Origin of the sequence: Gracilibacillus boraciitolerans JCM 21714, from assembly GCF_000521485.1 — a bacterium.
Taxonomy (GTDB): domain Bacteria; phylum Bacillota; class Bacilli; order Bacillales; family Amphibacillaceae; genus Gracilibacillus; species Gracilibacillus boraciitolerans.
Genome location: NZ_BAVS01000062.1, coordinates 1 through 5,421, shown reverse-complemented (window position 1 = coordinate 5,421; position 5,421 = coordinate 1). Strand labels below are relative to the sequence as shown.

The following is a 5,421-nucleotide window of genomic DNA, read 5'->3' as shown; positions in this document are numbered from 1 at the left end:
CTCATTATAAATATTCTTACTTATATTAATCTACCGCCGACTATGATTAAATCTATTGAAACACAAAGAACCCCCAGATAGGGGGGGCACTTTTTATCGGTATCCGTGATCTAAGATATAGTTAAGAGCTACAAGGCGATTTGTTTTTAATATCATTGCGTCTGTGGCTTAATTTGCAAGGAATCTCACAAGGATAAGGACTATTGCAAGGTTTGATCACTCCAGCTCAAGGGGGGGAAAGAAATAGTGATCGGCCGTAGTTTAATTCAAAAGAATTAAATCTAGCATTAAAGATGTGTGATTCAAGAGAACTTTCAATCAAAAAGCCACAGAAGCAACCGGTGTATAACCTAACAAAGGTTGAATTGTGAAAGAAGATTATTTACTAATACTATCTATTAACTTATAAAGACTCTCAGAACCTATTCGTGCCTCAAACATTCAATTGGATCAAGCCCTGATGCTTTATTCGCTGGTAAAACACCAAAAATGACTCCTATCACAACAGAAAACAATAAACCACCAAAAACTGCATGCCACGATATAAGCGAAGGCCAACCGGTAAAATAAGAAACGATTGCTGCTGACCCACTTCCTATAAAAATACCAATTGCTCCACCAATTAATGTAAGTGTTATCGCTTCGATTAGAAACTGTATTTGAATCTGTACTCTAGTAGCACCTAATGACATGCGGACTCCAATTTCACGAGTGCGTTCAGTCACAGAAACAAGCATAATATTCATCACGCCTATGCCACCTACAAATAGTGATATTGCCGCAATACTTCCAATAAGGATAGTCATAACGTTTGTAACTTGTCCAATACCAGTAGCCATTTCTTCCATATTAATGATTTGATAAGACTCTTCTGTGCGATGCAATTGATTAAGTTGATCCGCTGCCTTTATTCCAGCATTTTGTAAGTCCTCAGAATTATTCGCTTGGATTGTCACTTGACTATAATTGTTGCTTCCAAATATGTTACGCCATGTATTTAGTGGAATATATATTTCATTAATGCCACCATTAAGAAATCCAGTTGGTTTATCTAGTACGCCTACAATTTCGATTGGATGTGAATTTACAAAAATAATCTCACCTAATAGATCTTCACCGTTAAAAAGTTCTTCTTGCAATGAGCTACTTATGATTGCTGTACGTTGTGCACCTAAGAAATCTGTGGATAAAATATTTCTTCCACTTGCCACTTCAAGTCCAATAACTTCTATATAAGTCTGAGTAATTCCAGTAATGGAAGCATCAACTGTATCCTCTTTGTGTCGAATATTCCCAAACCTCGAACTCGTCGCAACGACATTTGCTACTTCAGGAAGAGATTCAATAATATTAATATCCTCTTGAGAAAAAGGTGACATTAGCACTGATTCCAAATTTCCCAATTCTTCTTCAGGAGGCATATAGAGTAATTCTATTGTGTTACCAGGACCGGAAATTTGCGATTTGAGCATTTCTTCTCCGCCCTGTGCAATAGCAACAATGGCAATAACAGAACCTACTCCAATGATAATACCCAGCATAGTTAAAATGGAACGTAATTTATGAGATAAAAGCGAAGAAATCGCCATTTTGATATTTTCAATTAAACTCATTATACTCGCCCTTCTTTGCTGAAGGATAATCATCTTTAACAATCAAACCGTCTCGGACAAACACTATTCTATCTGTATATTTTGCTACTTCAGGTTCATGTGTAACAATAGCAATGGTTGTCCCTTCTTGATTCAACATCGAGAACAACTCCATGATTTGCTCACTTGTTTTTGAATCAAGTGCGCCTGTTGGTTCGTCAGCTAAAATAAGATCAGGTTGGTTGACGATTGCTCTAGCGATTGCGACACGCTGCTTTTGTCCGCCAGACAATTCATTTGGGAAAAAACTCTTGCGATCGGACAAGCCTACTTTATCAAGTGCTTCTAGTGCACGCTTTTCACGTTCTTTTTTTTTCAATCCCCCCCATAAATCATTGGAAGTTCTACATTTCTTCGTGTGTCTAAATGTGGAAGTAAGTGGAATTGTTGGAATACGAATCCGATCGAACGGTTTCTTATTTTGGCCATATTCATGTCATCATATTCGGATACCAACTTATCATTGAACAAGTATTCTCCTCCCGTCTGTCGATCAAGACAACCAATAATATTCATAATTGTTGATTTCCCTGAACCGGATGGACCCATAATTGCAGTAAATTCACCTCTAGATATATGTAAATCAATTCCCTTAAGAACATCTACTTGTTCTTTTCCAAGACTGTAGCTTTTCTCAATAGATCGAAAACGAATCACTGAATATTCACTTCCATCCCATCTACTATGCTTTCGTTTAACTTAGTAATAACTTGATCTGTTTCTGCAAGTCCTTCTGTAATCTCAATGAATTGATTCGAAACTGATCCAACCTTTATTTCGTGACGTCTTGATAGGCCATCTTTGACAACATAAACGTAATTAGAATCATCCTCTTGCTTTACTGCGGTAAGTGGAAGCGTCATTGCTTCATATTCATTCGTGATAATTTCAATTAGAACCTGAAATCCAGGTTTTATACTTATATTCTGATCTTGTAACACGATTTCAATAGGGTATTGAACACTACCTATCTCACCATCAATCGCTTGACTATCTCTTCGACTGGCAAAGCTGATATATAATTTATTTTTCCTCCCCCCCAAGAACTTTCTGGCACTGCATCAGAAGTCAATGTAGCAGTCTGTCCTTCTTTTACTTTTAATATGTCATATTCAGATAATGTGCCCTCAACTTTGAGTTTCTCCATTGAAACAATCGTAATAAGTGGCTGTTGCTCAATTTGGCTTGAGCTTGATATTGTTGGATTATTTATTTCCATAACCCTACCTGAAATTTCACTTTTCACTTCAAGATCAGCAATTTTATTTTCATTAGCTTCTTGTTGAAGAAGAACTAGCTCAGCTTCTATATTTGCCCTTTGTTGTTCGAGTTTTAGTTGATCATATTCATCTTGTATTATTTCATTACCCTCATCATTTTTTAACTTTTTATCTAACTCTTTAAGTTGTTCTTTAAGATAATCGAGTTGTAGGTACAAGGAACGAAGGTTCAGATCATTTTGCTTTTTTTCAAGTTCAAGCTGATCATTTTCATACTTAAAAAGTGTAGTACCTTGTTCCACTTCGTCACCTTCTTTGACGAATATTTCAGCTATATCTCCATTCTCTGGGGATACATATATTGATTGTTCATCTACCGTACTTAATCTTCCTGAAGTCAGTACCACTTCTGTGATTGTTTCTTGTTTTATATTTGTTACTTCTACAACTGTATTTGCTCCTGTAGATTCACTCCATATATTGATACCAATTAATCCTATGATGAATATGATTATAATCCCTACTGCGACCCATCTTTTTTTCACCTATACTTCACCTGCCAAACAAGTGTCTTTGACCATAACAATCAATCCTTTCATCTTCTCATATAGCCCTCTATTTTTTGAATTTGTGGTTTTTATAAGATAAGGAAAGTCATGATTACCAAAATTAAAATAACTCCAAAAATAATCACCGAAAATATAAAATCTTTAGTCATCTTCATTTAAAACATTCCTCTCTGTTAGTTTTAATTTTAATCTATAACAGGACTAAGAATATTAATCCTGGAGAAAATATTACTATAAATGTAAAAACATAAATCATTAACAATCCAGATAATTTAAAATGTAAGATCTTTTTATAAGTCAATAAATAATATACTAGTATTGGTTTTAAAAGGTTTATTACTAGATAAATTATAATCAGATCTTGTAAATTAAAATTATCGAACAAGGATAGTATTGTGAAAGATAAAATTAAGTTTAATGTCATTGTTACTATTGTAGCTTCTACACTTGTAAAGAAAAATGTTCGCAGTTCCCACCGCTGTTTATAGGCCATAAAAGCTGCAAAATAAACAGTTATAGTTTCCAATATTAAGTAAGGAAACATAATAAATAATTGAAAAACAAATGAGATTAAAAATAGTAGCCCCCCCTTGCTGTTTTCAACGGTACTCATAATATCTTGAGACACAATTTCATTATCAATAGCTAAATTTAAGACATTTCCGAATTGTACGTAGGTAGATAAAACAATGACTACGATTAACAGCGGTATGCTATAGCTTGGCTTGAGTAATATAGTGTCTTTTGTAACTGCTACCATCATATTCACCCTTTCTTAAAGCATATTCTGTGAAATTAACGACTCAATAAATGCTGCAATAATCGTTAAGATAACGATTAAAATACTAATACTAAAAATGACACGCAGTGAATCAAAATTGAAATTCTTGTTCTTTATCATTAGTATTATTTTCCAAGGTGTGAAAATCCCTAGTGTTATCGATAACAACATTGCTGGAATTTCAAAAAAACCATGAAAAATAATAGTTTGAACCACATCAATTAGTGATTCTGTTTGGTTTAACGTCGTGACAACCATACCTAATAGCAAGAAATTTAAGAACATGTAAAATAAAGAATATATTCCTAATGTCATGATTCCAAGTAATATCGATGTGAATTGAGCTCTTAAATTATGGAAAAACAGCTCATTAAATGAGATCTCAACGGAACCTTCATCCTTACCAATATCCATTGGAAAAAACATTCCTAGAAAAAATAAAAGCATCGAAATGATTAAAATAATCAGAAAGGTTTTCTTAAATTGCAAGCTACTTCTATCCCTTCTAATGTAATTTCGTTTGAACTCTTTATATGTAGGTTATGTGTGATGATATCTTGAATCGACTTTTCTTTCGAATGTGTTGAAAAAATGGTTATTGATTCACTATCTATCGTATAGCTTTTTAAAAAACCCAAGACATTTTCTAAGCTTGTTTCATCAAAGTTGACAAATGGTTCATCAATTAAAATTAACTTTGGTCTGTTAATGAAGGAGATAATAAAGTGCACCTTTTGTTTTGTACCTAATGATAAGTTTTTAATTAATTGCGATGTAAAAGGCTCCAGGTTTAGTAGTTCAACCATTTTTCTTTTAAACATCACTTTTTCCTGAGAAGCTTCTCCTGATAAAGAAATGATTAAGTCAATCATTTCATCCATTGTTAGAAATTCATACATAAAAGGTAAATTCGTAATTAAACTAGTTTTTTGAATATATTTTTTAAAATTCGATTTCATTTCATTATCTTCAAAAGATATATCGCCTTCGTACTTACTGATCCCACCTAAAATATTAAGCATCGTCGTTTTGCCAATTCCATTTTTCCCAGTCAAACCAACAATTGATTGACTTGGTATAGTAAAACTTAGATCATCCAGAACAATAGTATCCTCAAATCGTTTAGATAAATTCTTAACTGTTAACATTATAATTATCAAACCTTCTAATCATTATTTTAATAACTAAATATATAAATA

The 5,421-nt window shown here is 33.2% G+C and carries 8 protein-coding genes; all 8 read right to left on the bottom strand.

The window, feature by feature from the left end:
* Positions 1–422: 422 nt before the first annotated feature.
* Positions 423–1,613: an ABC transporter permease gene (locus tag JCM21714_RS17410; RefSeq protein ID WP_035726354.1), complete on the bottom strand. Its 1,191-nt coding sequence runs from the start codon at positions 1,611–1,613 to the stop codon at positions 423–425.
* Positions 1,600–2,037, bottom strand: coding sequence for an ABC transporter ATP-binding protein (locus tag JCM21714_RS24960; protein WP_268748401.1), 438 nt, complete (start codon positions 2,035–2,037; stop codon positions 1,600–1,602). Before JCM21714_RS24960 ends, JCM21714_RS17410 begins: the two co-directional genes overlap by 14 nt.
* Positions 1,968–2,309: an ABC transporter ATP-binding protein gene (locus JCM21714_RS24955; RefSeq protein WP_268748399.1), complete on the bottom strand. Its 342-nt coding sequence runs from the start codon at positions 2,307–2,309 to the stop codon at positions 1,968–1,970. Before JCM21714_RS24955 ends, JCM21714_RS24960 begins: the two co-directional genes overlap by 70 nt.
* Positions 2,306–2,593, bottom strand: coding sequence for a permuted SH3 domain-containing protein (locus tag JCM21714_RS18920; protein WP_052000887.1), 288 nt, complete (start codon positions 2,591–2,593; stop codon positions 2,306–2,308). Before JCM21714_RS18920 ends, JCM21714_RS24955 begins: the two co-directional genes overlap by 4 nt.
* 26 nt (positions 2,594–2,619) lie before the next feature.
* Entirely contained in the window at positions 2,620–3,417 is a 798-nt protein-coding gene (locus JCM21714_RS17400; RefSeq protein ID WP_052000886.1) for an efflux RND transporter periplasmic adaptor subunit, read from the bottom strand.
* Between the two features lie 214 nt (positions 3,418–3,631).
* The gene (locus tag JCM21714_RS17395; protein ID WP_035726349.1) at positions 3,632–4,201 is read right to left on the bottom strand and encodes a hypothetical protein; all 570 of its coding nucleotides are present in this window, start codon (positions 4,199–4,201) and stop codon (positions 3,632–3,634) included.
* Positions 4,202–4,216: 15 nt separating this feature from the next.
* Complete coding sequence (locus JCM21714_RS17390; protein ID WP_158413560.1) at positions 4,217–4,636, bottom strand: stage II sporulation protein M; 420 nt, start codon at positions 4,634–4,636, stop codon at positions 4,217–4,219.
* Between the two features lie 50 nt (positions 4,637–4,686).
* The gene (locus JCM21714_RS18915) at positions 4,687–5,370 is read right to left on the bottom strand and encodes an ATP-binding cassette domain-containing protein (protein WP_052000885.1); all 684 of its coding nucleotides are present in this window, start codon (positions 5,368–5,370) and stop codon (positions 4,687–4,689) included.
* Positions 5,371–5,421 lie beyond the last annotated feature (51 nt).

What these genes read in the sequence shown, in the direction of transcription:
- JCM21714_RS17390 (WP_158413560.1), bottom strand. Translation starts at nt 4,636, where the DNA reads ATGGATATTGGTAAGGATGAAGGTTCCGTTGAGATCTCATTTAATGAG.
- JCM21714_RS17395 (WP_035726349.1), bottom strand. Translation starts at nt 4,201, where the DNA reads ATGGTAGCAGTTACAAAAGACACTATATTACTCAAGCCAAGCTATAGC.
- JCM21714_RS17410 (WP_035726354.1), bottom strand. Translation starts at nt 1,613, where the DNA reads ATGAGTTTAATTGAAAATATCAAAATGGCGATTTCTTCGCTTTTATCT.
- JCM21714_RS18915 (WP_052000885.1), bottom strand. Translation starts at nt 5,370, where the DNA reads ATGTTAACAGTTAAGAATTTATCTAAACGATTTGAGGATACTATTGTT.